Source organism: Paenibacillus sp. ACRRX (assembly GCF_022346885.1).
GTDB lineage: Bacteria > Bacillota > Bacilli > Paenibacillales > Paenibacillaceae > Paenibacillus_B.
Map to the genome: position 1 here is coordinate 996,427 of NZ_JAKRNK010000002.1, position 21,633 is coordinate 1,018,059.

Below are 21,633 nucleotides of genomic sequence, written 5' to 3' on the forward strand. Positions count from 1 at the left end.
TTCCGTTAACAAGATGGAATGCTCAAGTTCGCTTTACAGGGCTCAAAGTCGCATCCCATCAACGATATTTTCATTTTTCTTCTCTTAAAAAAATTTAAGGTCATTTCTGCATACAAAGGGCCCGAAATCTATACAATGACTTCGGGCCCGCCTTTTACACCATTTTATTAAATTCTTTGCGCAATCGCTTAATAATACGCTTTTCAAGACGGGATATGTAAGACTGGGAAATGCCAAGCAGATCGGCTACGTCCTTTTGGGTCTTCTCTTCACCGTCTGATAAACCAAAGCGCAGCTCCATTATCATACGCTCGCGTTCACTTAACTTATCTAGTGCTTTGTGCAGCAGCTTACGATCAACTTGCTCTTCAATGTTTTTGTAAATCGTATCATTTTCCGTACCTAATACATCAGACAATAACAATTCATTACCATCCCAGTCGATGTTTAACGGCTCGTCAAAAGAGACCTCTGTTCTTGTTTTGCTGTTACGCCGCAGGTACATCAGAATTTCATTTTCAATACAGCGTGAAGCATAAGTGGCTAATTTAATTTTCTTCTCAGGGTCAAAGGTATTCACAGCCTTGATCAGCCCGATAGCACCAATCGACACCAAGTCTTCTATGTGTATACCTGTATTTTCAAATTTACGTGCTATATAAACGACAAGTCGTAGATTTCGCTCTATCAGCATAGCCCGTATTGCCGTATCCCCTGAGGAAAGCTTGCCTAATAAATACTCTTCCTCTTCCCGGGTAAGAGGTGGTGGCAGTGCTTCACTTCCTCCAATATAATACACATCCGCACGCTTAAGGCCTAATAGCAGAAGCATTCTGTACATTTGTATCTGTATAAACATTTTCCATTTCAACCGCATCGCCGTTCCTCCCTATGAACGTAAATAAAATAATGATGATAGGAGTGCCTCTTACGCAACTATCCTATTAAGATGCCTTCGTAGATACCGGTACAGAGGCTTCCGGTTGTTGCAGTGCTGCTGCTATAAGTTCCGGGTGTATAATCGCCTGGAACTGTTCATCTTGCGATAGACGACCACTATCGAGCCCGATAATGACTTGTCGGCTCCTATAGATAAGTCCTTCATGCTTAACTACTATATAATCAGGCTTAAAACCTAGCATCCACTGTGTTGCCTGATTGACACCACGGTAAGGCAGAATACGCAGCTTAGCTTCATCAATCGGACATGTTCCATTGGCCGAAGATTCAGCGTCATATGCGTGAAAGCAATCCAAAACCGCTCCTTCTTGAATAGCTTTAAGCCATTCTGCTGGGAGTACCCCGTTCCACAAGCTTGCGTTAGTAATCACAACAGGAGCACCCGATATAGGCTCTTTTAAGCTATTTCCTGTATCAATAAGTCCTTGACACGTTCTAACCGTATCGCCTATTCCGATCTCCACGTCTGCAATAAAGCTGTTCATCTGAGTCTGATCCTTCTGCTGACGCCAAGCGATTCGATAGATCGCATAGGAAGCAGCAAGGCCGAATACTAGCATTCCCGCACCTAATTTCAGCTGTTCATGCACAGCCTCAGTACTTGTCGTTCCAAATACGGACCACAAAGTGGCATCCTTTATTAAGTACTGAATGCCAAATGCACCACCTGCTATAACAAACGCACTAAAATAAAAAGCTAACAAGTTACGTAAGAAAAATCCAAGTTGGTGAAATCCAAACGCCACTATAAGCATACATATAGATATAAGCACCTTTCCCCCTATAGTAACGAGGAAAGGGACTGTTGGCACAAATAGAACAGCTGCATATACCGTTCCAATTGCTGCTGCGCTTGCCATTCGCCATTTTGACGGTCGAAGGCCCCTCAAGCGCGCCGACATCGCAAGCAGTGTCCAGTCAAGTACTGCGTTTAAACCAAAGACAAGATCGGCATAAATGACGGCCAATGCGCTCCCTCCTTTAACTAAACCGCCAGTATCTATTGAGTTCATTGAGATTAAGACTAGTATAATGATCGCAAGCTTCGAAGTCTGTCTAATACTGGGTGAGGAATGTCACTTTTTTTGTCGAGGAGAGTCAACGATAACATGTGGGATAAGTATTATCATCGATGAAATACTAAAAAGGGATGCCCTCACAGTCAATAGACTGAGGGCATCCCTTAAGATGTAATACCTATTAATCGTTATTTGAGTTGCGTGGACGATTACGTAAAAAAGTTGGTATATCCAACTGGTCCGAAGAGGCTTGATTGCCAAATGGACGGAGTGTGGATGTACGTGAATCCTGGGGCTCCTGCGCAGTAGTACTGTGAGTTGCAGATGGACGACGTACGGAAGGAATCTGCGGTGCAGGCTTATGTTCGAAGCCCGTCGCGATAACTGTTACCTTTATATCTTCCTTCATGTTCTCATCAATGATAGCACCAAAGATCATATTTACTTCTGGATCAGACGCAGCGGTCACGATTTCAGCAGCCTCGTTCACTTCATAAAGCGATAAGTTTGAGCCGCCAGTAATATTCATGATGACGCCTCGCGCTCCATCAATAGATGTCTCAAGCAGTGGACTCATTATGGCTTTGCGTGCTGCTTCAGACGCACGTTCTTCACCCGTCGCTATGCCGATACCCATCAATGCAGAGCCTCGTTCTGTCATAATGGTCTTCACGTCAGCAAAGTCCAAGTTAATTAAGCCCGGCACCGCGATTAGGTCGGAGATGCCTTGAACCGCTTGGCGCAGCACGCCATCTGCTGCGCGGAACGCTTCAAGCATCGGAGTCTTCTTGTCTACGATTTCAAGCAATCGATCGTTCGGAATTACGATTAAGGTATCTACCTTCTCTTTAAGAGCCTCAATGCCCAATTCCGCTTGAGAAAGACGTTTGCGACCTTCAAATGTGAAGGGACGCGTGACAACACCAACTGTCAATGCGCCACACTCACGTGCGATCTCAGCAATAACAGGCGCAGCTCCCGTTCCAGTACCGCCACCCATACCAGCAGTAACAAATACCATGTCAGCGCCTTTTAGCGTGTTCATGATCATTTCACGGGATTCTTCAGCAGCTTTCTTCCCTACGTCCGGATTAGCACCTGCACCAAGCCCACGCGTAAGCTTGTCCCCGATCTGCAGCTTATGCTCAGACTTTGCGAAGTGGAGCGCCTGCGCGTCCGTATTTACTGTAATAAATTCAACACCCTGTACGCCGTTATCAATCATTCGGTTAACAGCATTGCTGCCGCCACCGCCGACCCCGATAACTTTAATCTGGGCTAATTGTTCCATCTCAAATTCAAATTCCAACATGAGTTCTCCATCTCCCCTTCAATGTGCATGGATGGCGCGAGGTCACTTTCTTTCGTAACATTCCATATTAAATAAATTCACTAAACATATTTTTCAGCCGCTCAATAAACCCAGGTTTGCTTGATGTTTCCGCAGGAGTCACTTTACGTGGAGCCGTCTTCTTGGCACCACCGCCTCCACGCGGACGTACAGAGCGAAGCACGTGGTGAAGCACGCCAACACCGCTCACAAAGCCTGGATCACGAACACCTATAAAATCAGGTACGGCAATCCGAACAGAAGTCTGTAGTTCCGCTTGAGCGGCACTCAGCACTCCTGGCATCGAGACCGTTCCGCCCGACAATATATAACCGCCTGGCAAATCATTAAAACCTAGGCGCTTCACTTCATTTTTAACGAGATGGAATATTTCTTGCACACGTGGTTCGACAACGTTCGCCAAGAACACTTGATTGAACTCTTTTTCCACATTACTCCCAATTCGTGTCACTTTGAACACTGCATCTTCGGAGGCATCATCTATCCATGCACAACCAAACTTCAGCTTGATCTTCTCCGCCTGATCTGACATCGTACGCAGACCGTACGCAATATCATTCGTAACGAAGTCGCCTCCTATTGGAAGCGTTGAGGTAGCTGTCAACGTGCCGTCCTGGAAGACAGAGATCGTCGTTGCTCCGGCTCCAACATCAACCAGAACGGAACCAACCATCTTCTCGTCCTTCGACAACGCAAGCTGACCTCCAGACAGTGGCATCAGCACGAGATCCTTCACATGGAGTCCAGCCTTCTCCACACAGCGCATCAGATTATGAATGGCTGTCTTTGCACCTGTAATAATTGTAGCATCCACTTCCAGACGAACGCCAATCATGCCGCGAGGGTCATGAATATCATGCAGCCCATCAACGACATATTGCTTCGCTACTACATCAATAATCTCACGTTCAGGCGGCAGAGCAATCACTTCGGCTGCTTTCAGCACACGAACGATGTCCTCTTCGCCAATTTCACGATCTTCATTAGATACGGCCACTACGCCGTGACTTGTTTGCAATCCAATATGGTTACCAGTAATTCCAACATACACTTCCGATATTTCAATACCGACCATGCGCTCAGCATGTTCAACCGCATTACGTATAGATTGCACAGTCTGGTCAATATCTACAATCGCACCTTTGCGAATTCCTTCTGATTCAGCAGAACCAACGCCGATAATTTGCAGCGTTCCGTTGTTTATTTCGCCGATGATAGCGCGCACTTTGGATGTACCGATGTCCAAACTCACAATGATGTCATTGCTGCTCAAGCCGTGGCACCTCCCACTTCCAAGTAAATTGGTATGTTTGTATCCCCCGGACACCTTGTATGTATTCAACAAACTTTAGTCATTCCCTCTTTTTTCTACATTTTTTTTGAATGTAGTCAAGTGAAATATTCACTGACAGACATTTTTTAAAAAAACTTGAAGAAAAAAGCAGGTTGTAACGAGAAATACCATAACTATTATTCTAGCATTTTTTCAGTTTGTTGAGTAGAGTTTTTTTCCTATTCTGAATCGTCGGATTTTTCCTGTTGGCCCTGGTTCAGGTTCGTATATGAGATATATGAATCTGCGTTCAGCATCGTGATCCGACCCGGTTCCTGCGTCTCTACAACCCCGCTCAGATAAGCAATCTTATCCGGAAGCATCGAGACGGTCGTAACCACTTCAAACCCTGATCGGGTATACATCTTGATTCGATCCTGATAGGAGTCAGAAGGATCATATCGAATCTCCGAGATGTCGGCTAGCAAGCCATTCGGAATATTCGCAAGCCTCTTGCACAAGTCAGCCTTGATTGCAAGCGCCCCCTTGTCTGACCACTGCGTAAGTACTGGTTTCTCCAATACAAGCTTCTTTTCCTGCTTCAGTGTCACATCAGAACCATTTTCCAGCGAGGCCATCACCTGCCCGTCCGACGTTAATTCAAAAGCAACTGTTTCATATTCTTGCACATACACATCGATTTGGCCTGGAAAATGCTTCTCCAACCGCAATCCTTTAATATAAGGGTAGCGCTCCTGCACCCGGGATGTAATCGCACTTTCCGAGATCAAAAAGAAAGGCTCACCCACACGCAGTCCGCTTACTCCGCTTAATTCACTTGAATTGACTAATGTGTTGCCAATAAACCGTACATCTGTAATCTTACTGATGGAAGATCGGAAGAAGAGAACTCCAAGCAGCACGAGAAATAAAATAAAGAGCAACCAAATGAGCTTGGTTCCTTTCCGCTTCTTCTTCGGTTGGTCAGGCAGTCGTGGAATCGTTCTCGCTTGCAATCGCTCCAAACCCTTTCTCGTGAATAGTCCCCTCTTGCAAGAGGGGACCAAGCACTATTTCTCACCTTTACTTCAGCCGTTCGCAAAGTCCAGCTTCGGAACAGGTGTGTAACGTTCAATCTTAGCGCCAAGCTTCCTAAACATATTCTCAATGTGGTCATAACCACGATCAATATGATGCACCTGTTCAATAATTGTATGGCCTTGCGACGCCAGACCCGCAATAACAAGCGCTGCACCAGCACGTAAATCAGTCGCTTCCACAGTCGTACCGTACATACGGGGAACACCTCTTACAAAAGCGCTGCTCAGATCTACGCGAATGTCCGCGCCCATTCTGCCAAGCTCGTCAACATGCTTGAACCGTCCTTCGAATATCGTCTCCTTCATCACACTAACCCCGTCGGCCAATGATAGCAGAACCATCAATTGAGATTGGAGGTCAGTAGGAAAAGCAGGATACGGCGAAGTTACGATGCGTTCCACAGCCTTAGGTCGGCCAAAACAAGTCACGTTAATTATACCATCACTTGTAGCAATCTGCACCCCGGCTCTGCGCAGAATATGAATGAGAGCAGTTAAATGACCTGCATGGGCATTGGTTAGCGTTACCGCTCCTCTTGTTGCTGCAGCAGCAATCATCAACGTCCCGGCGACGATCCGGTCAGGAATAATCTCGTAGCGGCAGCCATTGAGTTCCCGCACACCCTCAATCGTAATCGTATCGGTTCCTGCGCCAATTATGTTCGCTCCCATTGCATTCAAAAACCGTTGTAAATCAACAATTTCAGGTTCACGCGCAGCATTCGTTAATACCGTTGTACCTTCTGCCAACACAGCAGCCATCATAATATTTTCTGTTGCGCCAACACTCGGAAAATCGAGATGAACTTCCGTTCCAATTAATTGTTCTGCCTTGCATGTGATTCGGTTCCCCTCATGCACAAGCGCAGCTCCTAGCGCCTGCAAACCTCTAAGATGAAGATCAATCTTACGTTCTCCAATCGCACACCCACCGGGCTGATAAATGTGTACTTCTTTGTATCGTGCCAGCAGCGGACCCATCAGGAAGATTGAGGACCGCATTTGCCGCATCAGATCCTCAGGCACATGAGATGAATGTACACTTGTATTGTCGATAGTGACCGTGTGACCGTCATGTGACGCCCGGCAGCCAAGACGCCTTAAAATGTTCAGCATGACCTCGATGTCAAGCAACTTAGGAACATTATCAAGCTGAACGACACCGTCGGCTAAGATGGCAGCTGCCATAATCGGTAAAGCGGCATTTTTCGCTCCATGGATACGAATGGTTCCCGAAAGAGGCTTCCCACCCTCAATCACCAATTTGTCCAATGTATCACCTCCGAGATTACCGCTCACCCACCGCCAATACTTCGGGCACCAACTGCACCCCGAAATCCTCCGGGACTATCTGTTGTATGCGTTCTATAAGGGTGAGCACGTTGACGCTGTTGCTTGCCCGGTGTTTACAATGAAATTGAGATGCTGCGTGGAAACTCCGGCGCCGCCTGCCACAGCCATATCGTTGCAATGCTCCAGTTCCATGACGGAACCTCGCCTCCACCACGATGCCTTTTGATCATGCAAAATGGAATGACGGTACGCAAAATGAATTTCCTCCACGCTGTAAATCACCAATCTCCTGTCTCCCGTACAATCTCAGCAGATTCAAATAGGCGTGACACATCGTTCCCCTTTGCGCCTTCATTCGTCTACACGGCCCCGCCAACCGTGTCAGGAGTTATCTCCCCGAATTATGGACCGGTCTTTGCTTCTGACTCCGCTCATACAAACAGTCTGCCTCAGGAACACAATACCCTGTACCCAAGATCGTCGAATGACATCCGGCATTTATCCCCTGCCAACTGTGTAATGAAGCGATTTTAGAAAAGGCGAAATAACCGTCAAAGCTGCTGCCAATGGGAGATTGTCACGATTATAGTGTATCTTATGACAGTGTCTTAGGTTGTGTGACAGACGCCCACATCATCGGAAGTTGATGTGAAAGTGCATGAATGCTTTGAGAGAGATACTTTGCTGCTATTCTAAAAGAGAACAGCAAAAAGCGGGCAAATATTACTTGCCCGCTAAGCGTTCGATCTCTGATACTACTCGCATCGCCGCATCCGGCTGTCCGAGCGCTCTTGAACGATCCCGCATCGTCTCCCGATGACCATCGTTCTTTAACAATTGTTCAATCTGGCCAAACAGCAACTCGGCTGTCAACTGCTTCTCCGTCATCATCACAGCAGCACCAGCCTGCTCCAACGAACGTGCGTTTGCTTCTTGATGATTGTTTGTTACATTGGGGGACGGAATCAATATCGACGGTATTCCTAGCGCCGTAAGTTCAGCAAGCGATGATGCACCTGCTCTGCTAATGGCAAGCGTTGTAGCTGCAAGCACCTCAGGCATATTGCTGATGTATGGCAGCACGTGCAGATGATTGCGAACGCCATCACTGCTCTTGAGCACTTCTTTACGTGTATGCTCATAATAATGCTGACCTGTTACATAAACGAAATGAACGTTTGGCAGCCGTTTTAGCATCGGAACCATTCGAACCATCGCATCATTAATCGCTTTTGCCCCGCGACTGCCTCCAACTACAAGCACAATCGGACTGTCTTGCGGAAGCCCAAGCGATGCAAAGCCCCGTTCACGGTTAGCCTCTACTACGGCAGTCGCTCGAGGATTGCCGCTGAACAGTACATGCTTAGCCTTGGTAAAGTATGGTGTTGACTCTGCAAAGCTGACAGCTACCGTATTTACGTAACGGCTCAAAAACTTGTTAGTCAGGCCCGGGATCACATTTTGCTCATGAATGATCGTCGGAATGCCTAACTTGGCAGCGGCATATACAACCGGTCCACAAACATAACCACCCGTTCCGATTACAACATCAGGCTTAAAATCTCTTAGCAACTGCTTGGCGCGGCTAACACCCTTTAAAAAACGCAGCACCGTTTTAACGTTCTCCACTGACAATTTACGACGAAAACCAGTAATCTCTATAGATTCAAATGGTATGCCCTCTTCACGAACGAGCTTGCTCTCAAGCCCGCGTTCGGTTCCAATATATAAAAAAGCGCAGCTGGGATAGTGCTTCTCGCATTCCCGTGCGATGGCCAGCGCAGGATAAATGTGTCCCCCCGTGCCACCGCCGCTAAGCACGACGCGCATGTCGTTCACCTCGCATAACGTGATATGTTAAGTAGAATTCCTAATGCGGTAAGCATCAAAGTTAACGATGAACCGCCATAGCTAATAAGTGGCAATGTAATTCCTGTAACCGGCATAAGCCCGATCACAACCCCGATATTAATAATAACCTGGACAGCTACAATCCCGACAATGCCTGCACCAAGCAGGCTGCCAAAGGAGTCCGGCGCTGTCAGAGCTGCACGCATTCCTCTCCATACAAGTACCAAAAACAAAATAATGACCGTTATACAGCCGATGAACCCAAGCTCTTCTGCTAAGATAGCAAATATAAAATCGGTCTGCGGTTCCGGAACGTAATTGTATTTCTGACGACTTGCACCAAGTCCTAGCCCCGTTAAGCCACCAGGGCCAATCGCATAAAGCGATTGAATAATCTGATAGCCTGTACCAAGCGGATCTTTCCAAGGGTCGAGGAAACCAGTAATTCGATCCATACGGTAAGGTGCAGCTAATATAAGCCCTACTAAGCCCGCTACCCCAACCATAGCCAAGCCCAGCAAATGCTGAATGCGAGCGCCTGATATAAAGATAAGGAGTAATGATGCTCCCACCATAACGGTACCTGAACCTAGATCAGGCTGCAGCATAATCATGCCAAATGCCAGCCCCATAATGCCAAGTGCAGGCAGAAGTCCCTTTGTAAAGTTCGTAATCGTATGCTGCGATTGCGACAGCAGATACGCCAGAAAAGTCACCATAGCCAGCTTCATAAATTCAGACGGCTGTATGCCAAATGAACCGATGCCAAGCCAGCTGCGTGCGCCACCCCGCACATTTCCAATACCAGGTATCAATACAATAATCAACAAGCAAAAACAGACAACCAGCCCGACTTTGGAATACCGCTTCCAGACGTGATAGTCCACATTCATCGTCACAAACATAGCAGCCAGGCCTAATCCGGCGAAAAGCAGCTGCCGCTTCACAAAATAAAAGGAGTCCCCGTAATCATGAAAGGCGACAACAGCTCCTGCGCTGTACACCATGACGATACCGATCGCGAGAAGCGATACGACAGCAACGATTAGCCACACATCGGGCGCGGTTTTTGCTTTGACCATTCGGTACACCTCATTGGACAATGTAGAGGCTTGAACACCCCTCTACTTAAGACTATGCACCGCTTCTTTAAAAATGCTTCCACGTATCTCATAGGAAGGAAACATGTCCCAACTCGCACAAGCAGGTGATAATAGGACAATGTCGCCTTCTGTCGCAAATTGTTCAGCAGCACTTACCGCTTCCTGAATAGCTTCTGCGGCATCATCTTTATTGTCGACGACCTTAACAGACTTCAAACCCGCCTCCAACGCAACGTCTCTAAAAATATGACGCGTCTCGCCTAATGTAACTACTGCCTTTACCCGCTCGCGCAAATAAGGGACAAGCTCTTTAAAATCGAGGCCACGATCTAACCCGCCTGCAATCAGTACAATATTGCCTTGAAAGGCTTCCAAGGCCATCTGTGTCGCAATCGTATTGGTTGCTTTCGAGTTGTTATAATATTGGACGCCCTGATGCTCACGTACCCATTCTAAACGATGCTCCACACCTTTAAAGGAACGCAGCGAATCCCTTAGACTCTCTGGCTTAGCGCCTGCAGCCACCGCAATCGTAACAGCGGCCAATGCGTTGTCCACGTTATAACGAGCAGGCAAACCGATTTCATCTACGTTAACAATGTCATGCTTAACCCCATGCTCATCCCGGAATACAATTCGATGCGTCTGCTCAGATGCAGCACTAGCGTCTGAAGGGAAAGACGGGTCTACATATGTACCTATCTTCACTTCTTGCTTGGAAGAGAAGTTCCAAATGCGCGCTTGAACAGTAGATGCAAGTGCGCTGCAGATTGGATCGTCCGCATTAAGTATCGCAATATCACTAGTGTCCATGTTGGCAAACAGCTTCGCTTTAGAGCTGATGTAGTCTTCCATACCACCATGATAATCCAGATGTGTTTCCGCTATGTTCAGCAAGCAGGCAACATGAGGATGAAACTGTTGAGTTCCTTTCAATTGGAAGCTGCTTAATTCAAGAACGACGCATTGGTCCTCACTGGCATCTGCCGCAATACCGCTGAACGGTGTTCCAATGTTGCCTGCAACGATAGGCTGAAGTCCCGCGTCTTCCAGCATATGTCCGACCCATGTCGTTGTAGTTGTCTTGCCATTACTGCCTGTAATCCCAATGATAGGCGCTGCGCACAAATGATAGCCTACCTCAATCTCAGTAACTACATCAATGCCAAGCTCTATAGCACGCTGTACTGGCGCTGCGCTGTAAGGGATGCCTGGGTTTTTCACAAGCAGTTTCACTTGCTCGGTGATCAAATTATCCGGATGTGCACCCAATACAACACAAATGCCCAAAGCTTCCAAATCAGAAGCTTCGGGACACTGGTGGCGTTCCTTTTTATCATTGACGGTCACGATTGCACCGCGCTCATGCAGACGCTTAGCTACATCGAACCCGCTCTTGGCAAGACCTAAAATAACAATTTGTTCTCCACGATACATATCTGGATGATTCATAATGTTACAACCCCTTGTTAATCCATAGTCCGAGTCCAGCTAGCAGGATGCCGACCACCCAGAACGTGATGACAACGCGCCATTCCGACCATCCCGATAATTCAAAATGGTGGTGAATAGGGCTCATTTTAAATACTCGCTTGCCTGTTGTCTTAAAAGATACGACCTGAATAACAACCGAAAGCATCTCAATGACAAATATACCGCCGATAATGATAAACAGCAACTCCGTCTTGGTCAAGATTGCTACCGCCGCAATAGCTCCGCCGATACCAAGCGAGCCGGAATCTCCCATAAACACTTTAGCAGGATGTGCATTAAAGACCAGAAAACCAAGTACCGCACCGATCATTGCTGCTGCACAGACTGCAGCTGCGATTTCGGATGCTTGCAGCGCAATAATTGCAAATGCAGCAAACGCAATTGCACTAACGCCAGACAGCAAGCCGTCCAAACCATCCGTAAAATTAACCGCATTGCTGATTGCCAGCATCATCAATATTACAAACACATAGTAGAACCATCCAAGCTCCAACCCGACGGATGTGCCTGGAATACCAACAAAGGTGCTGTGTCCCGACTGTGCGAGCAGGACGCATACAATGCCAGAGAACAAAAGCTGACCGAACAACTTTTGTTTGGCTGTCAATCCCAGTGATCTCTTAAAAATAATTTTAATATAGTCATCCAGGAATCCGACTAAACCGAATCCTAATGTAGCTACCAATAACACGTAAAAGTCCGTATCCATTACTGAAAACTTCAAAAAGGCTAACGTGAATGCAAGCAAAATAATAGCTCCTCCCATTGTGGGAGTACCTGCTTTCTTCAAATGCCCTTTAGGTCCATCTTCTCTAACTTGCTGACCGAATTTCAACCGTCTTAACAACGGTATGCATAACGGGCCTAATATGACAGCTAGTATAAAAGAAACCCCGATTGTCATTAATATCAACTTGAAGTCCAATTCCTTTCACCTCCCGTTACCACAGACCGCTAATGCTTAATCTGAATCCATTGCTTAATGATTTCTTCCATTTTCATCCCGCGTGACGCCTTAACCAGCACGGTAGTGCGCGGCTCTACAATCTCCAGCATATAGGATTTAAGTTCCTCTTTATTCTGGAACGACCTTACAGCATCTTCAGGCAGATTAGATCTTGCACCTTCTGCAATCTCACTCCCCAGCCTGCCGTAAGTTAATAGTACGTCTGTCTTTTCAGACGTTATATAAGCTCCAACCTCACGATGGAGCTGCGCCTCTTGTTCGCCCAACTCAAGCATATCGCCCAGAATCGCAATCCGCTTGCCTCCACGCACAGATGCCAATACGTCTATTGCTGCTTTCATCGCAGTAGGACTCGCATTATAAGCATCATTTAAGATCGTCCAGCCTTGTTCCGTGTCAATCTTCTCAATGCGCATACCGGAGATCTGAACGCTCTCCAAAGCTGCCCTGATCATCTGCTCTGGAACATGAAGCAAGCGACCTGCTGCAATTGCAGCTATAGCATTTAACACATTATGCTGACCCAAAATCGGAATGCTGTAGACAACACTCTCGCCTGCAGCAGTCGTCACGGAGAAAGCCATTCCATCTTCCATTTGCATGATCGAATCCGGCCTGTAGTCGTTGCGCGGCTCAACACCGTATGTAACCACATTCATGCACGCTGGTTGGGTCGTCTCCGGCTCGGCAATAACTTGCTCCAAAAGCGGCTCGTCACCAAGACAAATAAGCACACCCTCTTCTTTTAAACCACTGATAATTTCCAGTTTAGCCCGCGCAATCTCTGTTCGCGAACCAAGCTGCAGCAAATGCGCCTCGCCAATATTCGTAATGACGGCAATGTCAGGATGAACAAGCTTGGTCAGCAGTTCTATCTCTCCCCGTCCACTCATCCCCATCTCCAGCACCGCAACATCTGTATCAGTTGGCATTCGCAATACGGTAAGCGGCAGGCCGATATGATTGTTGAAATTGCCTTCAGTCTTATGAACACGATAGGAGCGAGACAGCACAGCCGTAATCAGATCCTTGGTCGTTGTCTTGCCGTTACTACCCGTTACGGCAATCACCTTGACATCAAGCTGCTTGATATAATTGGTTGCCATACGCTGTAAAGCAAGCAGCGTGTCATCTACGATCACAAGCGGCAGCCTTGCTTCAGGAAGCGGGTGATCCGCCTGCCATAAAGCGGCGGCTGCACCTGCTGCCAGAGCTTGTTCGACGTAGGTATGTCCGTCGAAGCGATCTCCGGCAAGCGGGACAAACAGTGCGCCTTGCTCAACATGGCGCGAGTCCGTGAATACGCCCCGCACAGCCGTATGTTCTTGTGCAGCGTCCAGCAATGTGCCCCCGCACATCGCTGCTATTGATGTTAAATTCGTTTCAATCACCGGTTCAATCCCCTTATCGCTTCTTCCGCAACCTTACGGTCGTCGAAATCATGAATTTCTTTGCCGATCAACTGATACGTTTCATGGCCCTTCCCCGCAATCAATACTACATCGCGAGGGCTTGCCTTTTCAATAGCTTTCATAATTGCAGCTCGACGATCCACAATTAACTCATAGCGCTCCTTAGATACTCTATCCACCTTCAGGCCTTCTTCAATATCAAGCAAAATGAGGTTTGGATCTTCCGTACGCGGGTTATCAGACGTTACATAAATATAGTCCGCATACTTCGCTGCAATCTGCCCCATAATCGGCCGCTTCTTCCTATCTCTGTCACCACCGCATCCAAATACGCAATAAACATGGCCTTCAGCGAACTCTTTTACGGTACTCAGCACGTTCTCCAAGCCATCAGGCGTATGTGCATAATCAACGATTACAGAGAATGACTGCCCTGCCTGCACCGCTTCAACACGACCAGCAACACCCTCAACTGCTTCCAAGCTCTTAACCAGATCGGCCAGTTCAATATATTCCAACAAGCCTACTGCGATTGCAGCAAGTGCGTTGTATACGTTAAATTTACCAACCATCTTCAATTGGACGTTCGCAGAACCCTTGAACGTGTGTACTGTAAAGCTGGTGCCCTGCGCTGTTATTCGGATATTTTCCGCTCTAATATCTGCCGACTCGTGAAGTCCATACGTAACCGTCTCCGCCGTTGTTATGGACTTGAAGTACGCAGTAGCCTGATCATCTGCATTCAGGACAGCATACGAACGATCTTGTTCCTTCTCAGCAAATGTATTGCCCAAACGAGAGAAGAACAAACCTTTCGCTTCACGATAAGCTTCCATTGTTCCATGATAATCCAGGTGATCCTGTGTCAAGTTGGTAAACACTGCTGTGCGGAAGCGACAGCCTTTCACGCGCCCCTGCTCCAACGCGTGCGAAGATACTTCCATCGCGCACGCCTGAACACCCTTGTCGGCCATATCACGCAGCGCGTGCTGCAGTTCATAGGCATTCGGTGTCGTTCCAGACATCGAGTACGTCTCATTGGCATAACGCATCTCAATTGTTCCGATAACCCCTGTGCTTGTGCGTGCGTCAGTTAATATTTTTTCGATTAAATACGTAACTGTGGTTTTGCCATTAGTGCCCGTCACCCCAATTAAGCGGAGATCCTGGCTCGGGTGTTTATAATAAGCGTTAGACAAGACAGCTAATGCGTGCCTCGCATCCTTGACAATTAATTGAGGGATATTGATCTCTAGCTCCCGCTCAACGACCAACGCTGCTGCACCGGCTTCAATTGCTTGTGGTGCGTAACGGTGTCCATCATCAGCCGTTCCGGAAATACAGAAGAATAAATCCCCCTTCTGCACACGCCGTGAATCGACAGCAAGACCACTAAACACGGTATTTCCGTCTCCAATTAATGACGCTGTTACTACTTGAGAAGTTGCTACTGCTAAGTTCATCTGCTGCATCAGTTATTCCTCCGTATCCTCACCCATATAAATGCGAATGGTAGTTCCTTTTTCTACTCTTGTACCCGGCTTAGGCGCCTGATGAATAACAGTAAGTCCTGCGCCAGACTTGGCCAGCTGAAAATTCACGTTCATATCTTCGTAAATATCAGTCAGCGTCTTACCCACGAGGTTCGGGACCGTAACTAATGGCTGCTCATCAAAGCGATATTCTCGCTTCACCTGATCTTGTCTCGGCTTGACTCCAAGCACATGCAGCGCATCCTCCATAATACGTTTTACGATCGGTGCTGCAATCAATCCACCGAATTGAATCCCTTGGGGATCATCAACGGCTGTATAAATCACAATCTTTGGATCATCGGCAGGCGCAAAGCCGATAAAGGATACAATATGTTCATCTGGTGAATATTTACCGTTAATAACTTTCTGGGCCGTTCCTGTCTTCCCGCCTACTCGGTAACCATCAATAAACGCATTACGGCCAGTGCCCTGAGCCACGACATGCTCAAGCGCATCCCGCACCTTCTTAGAGGTATCTGGTGAAATGACTTGACGAACCATCTCGGGTTTAACCTCATCCACTATTAAACCTGTCTCCGGCTGGATAAAAGCTTTTGCAACATGCGGCTTATACCACTTTCCTCCATTGATAGCCGCTGACACAGCTGCAATCTGCTGAATCGGCGTCACAGATACACCTTGGCCGAATGCAGTTGTTGCCAATTCCACTGGTCCAACCTTATCCAGTCTAAACATGATGCCATTCTCTTCACCACTCATATCGATGCCCGTCTTCTTGCCGAAGCCGAAGTTGCGTATGTACTCAAACAGCTTCTCTTTGCCCAAGCGTTGACCAAGAGCTACGAAGCCGGGATTACATGAATTCTCGACAACTTCCAAGAATGTCTGACTGCCATGTCCGCCCTTCTTCCAGCAGCGAAGCTTGGCACCGCCAACTTCTACTCGGCCAGGATCGAAGAAATGCTCATTATACAAGTTCACCTTGCCTTCTTCAAGTGCAGCGGCCAGTGTAATAATTTTAAAGGTTGATCCTGGCTCGTAAGTCATCCATACAGGTAAATTACGGTTGTACACTTCTGCAGGATAATCCCGGTAATGTTCTGGACTGTAGTTCGGCCGACTTGCCATAGCTAGAATTTCGCCGCTATTCGGATCCATCGCGATGGAGACGATATGTTTGGGGCTTAAATCAAGCATCGCCTGATCCAACTCCCGCTCCATTATTGTCTGTATATCTTTGTCAATCGTCAATTGCAAATTTAACCCATCTCGTGGCTGTTCAAATTTTTCAGTTGAATTTGGCATTAACCGTCCCTTGGCATCGGCCAAAAATGTGATACTTCCTCGCAGGCCGCTTAATGCCGTATCATATTTGGCCTCGATGCCTGTCAGACCCTGATTGTCAATCCCCGTAAAGCCTAATATGTGTGAGGCCAAGTCCTTGTTAGGGTAAAAGCGCTTATTATCTTCTGCGACTACTATCCCTGACAGCTTTAATGCTCGGATTTGGGTCGCCAAGTCAAGCGGTATTTTGCGCCCGCCTGGTTTCAGTCGGACAATTAAAGCTCTTTTTGTAATTTCCTTGTGCACTTTTTCTACAGACATGCCAAGTAACGGAGCAAGCTGCTCCGCTGTTTGTTGGGCATCCTTGATTTGTGCTGGCACTGCCATGACCGAAGGAGAGCTAATATTATAGGCTAATCGCTCTCCATTGCGGTCTACGATTTCCCCTCGCTTTGCGATTACAGGAATGTTGCGTCGCCAAGACTCCTCCGCCTTGGCACCCAATTCACTGCCTTGCCACAGCTGTACGTAGGCAAGACGGACGACAAGCGCCATAAAGCCAACCGCCATTAGCGCAAATCCAATGATTAGACGTTTACGGACAGTTACACCAGATACTTTCACGTCAATCCCTCCCTTGTCCGACAATGGTTATAATCAACCTATTCCGAACAACCACGGGTTAGAACAAGCTCTTAAAAGCTATTTAGAGCTTTTAAGAGCTTAAAGAGGGGAGGACGTTATTCAGTCTTCTCTTCATCCGGCTTGTCAGCTTCTAGTGCTAATGTAGGCTCAAGCTTTACATGAACGATACGTTGGCCATTTTCCGTTGACTTCGTATATTCCTTCACATAACCTTCACCTTCCATCGTAAGCTTCCACTCCAGCAAGGATGTAATCTCAAGCACGTCACGTAATGATTTGCCTTTTAACTCTGGAAGTGGCATCTTGGTAGGTTCATCGGTGAGCAAATAAATGCGCTGCCCCACCGCTAATTCCGTACCAGGCTCAGGGTACTGCCGCTTTACTTCAACACCTGCTCCTACCGTCTCAAAGACAATGCCCTTCTCTGCAAGGCGTTTCTTGGCTTCAAACGGCTTCAGCCCTTGAATATTAGGAGCTTTAGCAAGTGTTGTCATGGTTTGTTTCTTCTCTTGGACCGATGTTTGCGATTCAGTTGTAGTAGGTACACCCATGTGACGGAGTGATTTACTTACAATTTCCTTAAATAAAGGCGCAGCCACGAAGCCTCCGCCCGCATAAAAATCATTCGGATCATCGACGACAACGATTAAGGCGATCTTCGGATTGTCAACCGGCGCATATCCGATAAAGGATACAACGGATCTGACATCGTCATATTTACCATTAATAACTTTAAGCGCTGTGCCCGTCTTACCCGCTACACGATAACCTTCGATATACGCATTTTTCCCTGTACCGATTTTCTGATCGGAAACGACCTGTTCCAAGTATTCGCTGACTTGCTTGGATATGTCTGGCTTCAGCACTTGACGCAGCACTTCAGGCTCACGATTCTCCACTTTGCCCGTCATCGGATCTACGATCTTCTTGACGATGTGCGGCGTCATCAACTTGCCGCCGTTCGCAACAGCAGATACCGCCATAATCTGCTGCAACGGTGTTACAACGAGCTGACCATGGCCATAAGAAGCAGCTGCAACGTCAGCCGGATATTGAAAATGTATTTTCCCGCCGATCTCGCCCGGCAGTTCAATTCCTGTCTTTTTACCAAAGCCAAATTGATCAATATAGGACTTAAACTGTGTCTCACCGAGCTTTTCAAACCCAAGCTTGACGAAGGCGACGTTACTAGAACGCTTCAAACCTTCCAGATAAGGAATCGTGCCCCACCCAACTTTGTTATGGTCATGAATTCTTCTGCCGCCGGCTACGATACTTCCTGACTGAAAGTAATCATTTGGATTAAATAAGTTCTCTTGCACGGCAGCCGCCAGCGTTACAATTTTGAAGGTGGACCCTGGTTCATATCCTCCGCTTACTGCTAAATTGTTAAATGAACGAAGATCCTTTGCTGATTCCCAATATTTATTCGGATCAAAGGTAGGCAGGTTTGCCATACCTAGAATATCCCCTGTGCTTGGGTCAGCAGCAATGACAGTCATACTCTGCGGGCTGTACTGATTGTACACCTTCTTCATCGCTTCTTCGATATACTGTTGGATTGTACGGTCTATCGTCAAGTAAATATTGCTGCCATCTTGAGCCGGCGCATACAATTCGTTCGCGGATGGAAGCTTGTTCCCTTGCCGATCTTTCTGATAATTAAGCTTGCCATCTGTCCCATCAAGCAAATCATTAAATTGGGACTCGATGCCACCCACTGGTTTGCCCTCTTTGTTTATGTAGCCAAGCACATGGGAAGCAAGCGTGTTTTTGGCATAGTACCTTTTAGTGTCTCTAAGCACATATAAGCCGATGTCCGCTTGTTCCGTCTGTTTTTTCAAATCGGAAATAAACGTAGTCAGCTTATCTGCAGGCTCTTGATTAATTTTCCAACCTTCACTTCTTACTTCACGATAAACATGGTATTTTCCTTTATCATTCAGCTTACGCACCAGTTGGTATAATTCATCTTCCGACTTGCCCAACACTTCATGTAATTTCTCTACGATCAAACGCTCCACGTCTATGCGGTCTTTGACCAACTTATCGTTAGTCCTCAGTTCCTGGATAACCTTTGGATTCAAAACCACATCATAAGCAGGAGCGTCCATAGCCAACACTTCGCCATTCTGGTCAAATATGGTACCGCGTTTCGCAGGGATATTTTTCTCAACAGACCATGTCGCTTCTGCCTTACTGAGCCAAAAATCCTGGTTCCACACCTGATACCAGAACAAGCGACTTATAATAACTGCAAAAAATAGTAAGAACAAGCCGCCAATTATTAACGTTCGAATTTTTATACGTTTAATCATATTGCTGCCCCATTACTCATTCCCGCTATCGACTTTAAATGAATGAATTTCCGCAGGCTGATCGGGCAAACGCAAGCCATTAGCCTCTGCGACCTGTCTGATCCGATCCCAATCCGATAATTGCTGCTGCTTTACTTTCAGCACGCCCATCTCGGTAGCCATTTTGTCAACTTCCCGCTTGGAGCTTTGAATCTCTCGGTTCAACGTATAGATGTCTGCATATCTGGCAATTAGCATGAACGCAACCGCTGAATAGAATACAATCGTGAGCAGATACAGCATCTTCTCGCGCATAGGTAGACTAGCCTTACGTACAACTTTCTTAGTCGTTTCCTTATATCGTTCTTGTACCTGTGGACGCCGTTCAGGACGAACAGCTAAATTACCTCTAACATATCCCATTACCTGTTCCCCTCTCCATTCAACTTCTCGGCAATACGCAGCTTAGCGGAACGTGAGCGAGGATTGTGTTCGAGTTCTTCCTCACTTGGAAGAATAGGCTTGCGATTCACTAAGGTTAGGCTGCCAGTACTGTTGCAGCCGCACACTGGCAAGCCTGGCGGACACGTGCATCTGCCTACGTAAGAGGTAAACGTCTTCTTGCATATACGATCCTCCAACGAGTGGAACGTAATAACAGCTACACGACCACCCGGGTTCAAGCATCTGACTGCCTGGTGAAGCGAATCTTCAAATGCGCCCAACTCGTCATTGACCGCTATCCGCAGCGCTTGGAAGCTTCTCTTCGCAGGATGACCGCCTGTACGACGGGCAGCTGCAGGTATCCCCTTCTTCACCAATTCAGCCAGTTGGCCTGTCGTTTCGATCGGTTCTTGCGCCCGCGCCTCTACGATAACCTTGGCAATCCGTCGTGAGAATTTTTCCTCTCCGTACTCAAACAAAATCTTCGCTATTTCCGCCTCTGACCATTCATTAACAATATCATGAGCTGTCAGAAGTCCTAACTGATCCATACGCATATCAAGCGGCGCATCATGGTTATAACTGAATCCACGGTCTCCTTCATCCAACTGGGGGGATGACACGCCTAAATCAAACAAAATGCCGTCGACTTGCGGCACGCCATTAATCTGCGGCACACCTGCTTCTAACAACGCCTCTTCCAAATGACGAAAATTCGTGCGGACAAGTGTGACACGGTCCATATATGCAGCCAAACGCTGCTTTGCATTATCATGAGCCCAGTCATCCTGATCAAGCGCAATCAATCTTCCCTCTGCTGATAGCTTGGACGCGATCAACTCGCTATGTCCCGCACCACCAAGCGTGCAATCCACATATATACCATCAGGACGAACGGCCAAACCGTCGACTGATTGTTCCCGCAATACTGTTATATGATGAAACATTTCCATTCCTCCTGCATTCCGATTCCCTCTTAGTTGTATGCCAATATTTACTGTTTTCTAGACCTCAGTCAACGTACCTTGTGCCGATTATGTGTCTACTGAAGGCTGCTGCACTAAAAATTAAAATCAACCAACGTCTCCGCAATCTCGTTAAAGGTTGACGCAGATTCATTAAAATAGTGCTCCCAAGCGCCTTTGCTCCACACTTCCACACGGTTCTGTACCCCTATAACCATACATTCTTTCTCAAGCTTGGCATACTCTCGCAGATGGTTCGGAATGTTAATACGGCCTTGTTTATCCCACTCGCATTCGCAAGCCCCTGAGAAGAAAAACCGCGAGAACGCACGAGCATCCGCCTTCATAAGCGGCAGCGCCTGCAGCTTCTGCTCCAACAAGCTCCACTGATCCATGGGATATACAAATAAGCATTGGTCTAATCCTCTTGTAATAATAAAAGTAGTGCCGAGATTGTCACGGAGCTTGGCAGGAATGATTAAGCGGCCTTTGTCATCGATGCTGTGTTGATATTCACCCATGAACATGTGCCACCACTCCTCTCCCTATTTCCACCACAACTCACCACTTTTCACCACGACGGTTAACTTATTCGCCACACAAGCAAAAAATCCTGCTTGGAAGGCAGGATTTTTCTATATCCGATATTTGGTTATAATACCATTATTCCAAAATCACT

At 47.1% G+C, this 21,633-nt stretch carries 18 protein-coding genes; all 18 read right to left on the reverse strand.

What is annotated here, in order from left to right; genetic code table 11:
• Nucleotides 1–154: 154 nt before the first annotated feature.
• Entirely contained in the window at nt 155–877 is a 723-nt protein-coding gene (sigE, locus tag MH117_RS10180) for an RNA polymerase sporulation sigma factor SigE (protein WP_239328527.1), read from the reverse strand.
• Between the two features lie 67 nt (nt 878–944).
• Entirely contained in the window at nt 945–1,928 is a 984-nt protein-coding gene (locus MH117_RS10185) for a sigma-E processing peptidase SpoIIGA (RefSeq protein ID WP_239328528.1), read from the reverse strand.
• A gap of 232 nt (nt 1,929–2,160) precedes the next feature.
• A complete protein-coding gene (gene ftsZ / locus MH117_RS10190; RefSeq protein WP_239328529.1) occupies nt 2,161–3,291 on the reverse strand; it encodes a cell division protein FtsZ in 1,131 nt (376 codons plus the stop codon).
• 67 nt (nt 3,292–3,358) lie between these two features.
• Nucleotides 3,359–4,603, reverse strand: coding sequence for a cell division protein FtsA (gene ftsA, locus MH117_RS10195; protein ID WP_239328530.1), 1,245 nt, complete (start codon nt 4,601–4,603; stop codon nt 3,359–3,361).
• A 239-nt stretch (nt 4,604–4,842) separates the two neighbouring features.
• Entirely contained in the window at nt 4,843–5,628 is a 786-nt protein-coding gene (locus MH117_RS10200) for a cell division protein FtsQ/DivIB (protein WP_239328531.1), read from the reverse strand.
• A gap of 63 nt (nt 5,629–5,691) precedes the next feature.
• The gene (gene murA, locus MH117_RS10205) at nt 5,692–6,975 is read right to left on the reverse strand and encodes a UDP-N-acetylglucosamine 1-carboxyvinyltransferase (protein ID WP_239328532.1); all 1,284 of its coding nucleotides are present in this window, start codon (nt 6,973–6,975) and stop codon (nt 5,692–5,694) included.
• A 93-nt stretch (nt 6,976–7,068) separates the two neighbouring features.
• Entirely contained in the window at nt 7,069–7,281 is a 213-nt protein-coding gene (locus tag MH117_RS10210) for a UDP-N-acetylmuramate dehydrogenase (RefSeq protein WP_275444566.1), read from the reverse strand.
• A 438-nt stretch (nt 7,282–7,719) separates the two neighbouring features.
• On the reverse strand, nt 7,720–8,826 hold the full coding sequence (murG, locus tag MH117_RS10215) for an undecaprenyldiphospho-muramoylpentapeptide beta-N-acetylglucosaminyltransferase (protein ID WP_239328533.1): 1,107 nt from the start codon (nt 8,824–8,826) through the stop codon (nt 7,720–7,722).
• A 5-nt stretch (nt 8,827–8,831) separates the two neighbouring features.
• The gene (gene spoVE / locus MH117_RS10220; protein ID WP_239328534.1) at nt 8,832–9,929 is read right to left on the reverse strand and encodes a stage V sporulation protein E; all 1,098 of its coding nucleotides are present in this window, start codon (nt 9,927–9,929) and stop codon (nt 8,832–8,834) included.
• A gap of 42 nt (nt 9,930–9,971) precedes the next feature.
• Complete coding sequence (murD, locus tag MH117_RS10225; RefSeq protein WP_239328535.1) at nt 9,972–11,402, reverse strand: UDP-N-acetylmuramoyl-L-alanine--D-glutamate ligase; 1,431 nt, start codon at nt 11,400–11,402, stop codon at nt 9,972–9,974.
• 4 nt (nt 11,403–11,406) lie between these two features.
• The gene (mraY, locus tag MH117_RS10230; protein WP_239328536.1) at nt 11,407–12,369 is read right to left on the reverse strand and encodes a phospho-N-acetylmuramoyl-pentapeptide-transferase; all 963 of its coding nucleotides are present in this window, start codon (nt 12,367–12,369) and stop codon (nt 11,407–11,409) included.
• Between the two features lie 29 nt (nt 12,370–12,398).
• Nucleotides 12,399–13,802 carry a UDP-N-acetylmuramoyl-tripeptide--D-alanyl-D-alanine ligase gene (locus tag MH117_RS10235; RefSeq protein ID WP_239328537.1) on the reverse strand — a complete coding sequence of 468 codons (1,404 nt, stop codon included), beginning with the start codon at nt 13,800–13,802 and terminating at the stop codon, nt 12,399–12,401.
• Entirely contained in the window at nt 13,799–15,286 is a 1,488-nt protein-coding gene (locus tag MH117_RS10240) for a UDP-N-acetylmuramoyl-L-alanyl-D-glutamate--2,6-diaminopimelate ligase (RefSeq protein WP_481857263.1), read from the reverse strand. The genes MH117_RS10235 and MH117_RS10240 overlap by 4 nt, the downstream gene beginning before the upstream one ends.
• Nucleotides 15,287–15,298: 12 nt before the next feature.
• On the reverse strand, nt 15,299–17,227 hold the full coding sequence (locus MH117_RS10245) for a stage V sporulation protein D (RefSeq protein ID WP_239328539.1): 1,929 nt from the start codon (nt 17,225–17,227) through the stop codon (nt 15,299–15,301).
• A gap of 116 nt (nt 17,228–17,343) precedes the next feature.
• Complete coding sequence (locus MH117_RS10250; RefSeq protein WP_239328540.1) at nt 17,344–19,566, reverse strand: penicillin-binding transpeptidase domain-containing protein; 2,223 nt, start codon at nt 19,564–19,566, stop codon at nt 17,344–17,346.
• A 12-nt stretch (nt 19,567–19,578) separates the two neighbouring features.
• Nucleotides 19,579–19,968 carry a cell division protein FtsL gene (gene ftsL / locus MH117_RS10255; protein ID WP_239328541.1) on the reverse strand — a complete coding sequence of 130 codons (390 nt, stop codon included), beginning with the start codon at nt 19,966–19,968 and terminating at the stop codon, nt 19,579–19,581.
• Nucleotides 19,968–20,936: a 16S rRNA (cytosine(1402)-N(4))-methyltransferase RsmH gene (gene rsmH, locus MH117_RS10260; protein ID WP_239328542.1), complete on the reverse strand. Its 969-nt coding sequence runs from the start codon at nt 20,934–20,936 to the stop codon at nt 19,968–19,970. The genes ftsL and rsmH overlap by 1 nt, the downstream gene beginning before the upstream one ends.
• A 113-nt stretch (nt 20,937–21,049) precedes the next feature.
• Nucleotides 21,050–21,481: a division/cell wall cluster transcriptional repressor MraZ gene (gene mraZ / locus MH117_RS10265; RefSeq protein ID WP_239328543.1), complete on the reverse strand. Its 432-nt coding sequence runs from the start codon at nt 21,479–21,481 to the stop codon at nt 21,050–21,052.
• Nucleotides 21,482–21,633 lie beyond the last annotated feature (152 nt).